1 protein-coding gene is annotated in these 2,259 nt (G+C 26.3%); it reads right to left on the reverse strand.

The window, feature by feature from the left end; all coding sequences use genetic code 11:
• Positions 1–20 precede the first annotated feature (20 nt).
• Complete coding sequence (locus JG677_RS07815) at positions 21–2,042, reverse strand: TonB-dependent siderophore receptor (RefSeq protein WP_200286072.1); 2,022 nt, start codon at positions 2,040–2,042, stop codon at positions 21–23.
• Between the last annotated feature and the right edge of the window lie 217 nt (positions 2,043–2,259).

The raw sequence follows: 2,259 nt of genomic DNA on the forward strand, positions 1-2,259 counted from the left end.
CGGTTAAAATAATATTTATTTTACCATTTATAAGATAAACTTAAACTCGCTCTAATTCCTTCTCCATAATAACAACTATAATAACAAGAACTAACATATTTTTTATTAAAAATATTATCTATATTAAGTTTTGTTTGCCATTTATCATAATTAAACACCAATCCTGTATCATAAAGAGTGTATGAAGGAATTTTAAGTCCTTTATTTCCTGCTTCATCTGTACTAGATCCTACATATCTTACTCCAAATATAGTTTGAATAGAACTTTTGTTATTAAGTGCAAAAGTATAAATTAAATAAGAAGATAATGTATTTTTAGGCATTTGTGGAGTTCTAATTGTTTCTATGGTATTTAAGTCTGTATCTGTTTTAATATAATAAGTATAAGCTAATAACCAATTAAATATATCGTTAAGGTGGATATTTGAATTAAATTCTATTCCTTTTGAAATTTGTTTTCCGCTTTGAATAGAGGCAAAACTTCCACTAGGTGCATTTATAAGAGCATTTTTCTCTTTTAAATCAAAATAAGTAAGATAAAATTCAGCATCCATAAAATAAGGAAGATATTTTATACCTGTTTCATATTGTCTTCCTTCGTAAGGTTTGTAATTGTTTCCATTGCCATCATTTCCAGCTATAGGTCTAAAAGATTGCGAATAATTAATAAAAGGCATTAATCCTAAATTATCAAAAACATACATTACTCCAGTTTGTAAAGAGGTATGATTTACATTATAATCACTTTTTGCTCCAAAACTTTTTGAATCACTTTTTGCTTTATCAAAACGTAATCCCGCATTAAAAATAAAATTATCAATTTTTACTTTATCTTTTAGGTACAAACCAAGTTGAGATTGTTTAACAAGATAGGTTGGAACATCGCTTTTGGTTTGTGGAGTATAATCTGGATAAAAAATATTGACATCACTTGCTGTCCCATAACCATATTTACCTCTTACATAAGCATATTGATAATCAATACCTGTGATAAATTCATTTTTTATTTTTCCAAAATTTTTAGTGTAATTAAGCCTATTATCTATAGTATGTGTTCTTGCTATACCATCTACAATTACAGAAGATCTATGTGCAATATTTTGATTAGAAGCATCAAGATAAGAAAAACTAACAGAAAATTGATCTTTATTTTCCATATTGAATTTATAATTTTGAGTAAAATATAAATCATCATTTAGATAATGAATAAATTCATAACCTAAAGAAACTTGACTTCTTTTTAGATAATCGCTAAAAGGCGAACCTAGATTTGTATTTGGATCTATATAGCCATTTGGAGTATTTATAAGTGTGCCATAAGCTGGAAAAAAAGCTGTTGTTGGAACTCCTTGATCATATTGAAAACTTGATAAAATAGTTAAAGATGTTTTTTCATTAATGTCTATATTTAAGCTTGGAGCTATATAATAATGTTCTTGCCATGTTTTATCAACTTGTCCATTTTCTCTTTGATAATTACCTACTAATCTAAAATAAGTATTATCTTTTAAAAATTGATCATTTACATCAAAAAATATTCCATTTTGTTGCAAATTTCCAACCTTTACACCTACTTCGGCAAAAGATTTTTTTTGAGGTCTTTTACTGATAAGATTAATAATTCCTCCACTTTGAGATGATCCATAGCTAATTGAATCGGCTCCTTTTATAATTTCAATTTTTTCTAAACCATAAATATCAGGAGAGAAGCCAAAATATCCACCTTTATAGATGGCTGTTCCATCTAAAGTTAAGGTTGCATCAAAGCCTCTTAATTTAAGCCAATCTGTGGTATCAAGATCAGAACCATAGGGTTGAGATAAAAATCCGCTTTCATAGCGCATAATTTCATCTAATTGAGTAAAACCCATTTTTTCAATGGTTTCTGAATCAATAACAGTTATATTTCTTGGATTAAAATAATCAACTTCCTTGCTTTTTTCTATACTTCCTACTATGCTAACTTCATCTAAATTACCAATTTCTTGTGCTAAGGCTAAACTCGCACTTAAAGATAATATTGCTAATTTTGAAATTTTCATTGTTCTCCTTATAAAAAATATAATTATGAGAGTTAATCTCATTATTAAAAAAATTATTGTATAATTTTATTTTTTAAACAAAACTTATCTAAGTTTTTGTTACAATTAAAATTTTATTTTTTCAAGAAAGTATTTATGGCATTACTTAAAGTAATTAATTTAGAATTTAGTAAAGAAAAAAAATATATTATTCATCCTTGTTCTCTTTCTTTTGAAA

The sequence above is a fragment of the Campylobacter sp. TTU-622 genome, assembly GCF_016598965.1.
Taxonomy (GTDB): domain Bacteria; phylum Campylobacterota; class Campylobacteria; order Campylobacterales; family Campylobacteraceae; genus Campylobacter_D.

Excerpts from the sequence above, each read along its gene's own strand:
- JG677_RS07815 (WP_200286072.1), bottom strand. The coding sequence starts at position 2,042 with ATGAAAATTTCAAAATTAGCAATATTATCTTTAAGTGCGAGTTTAGCC.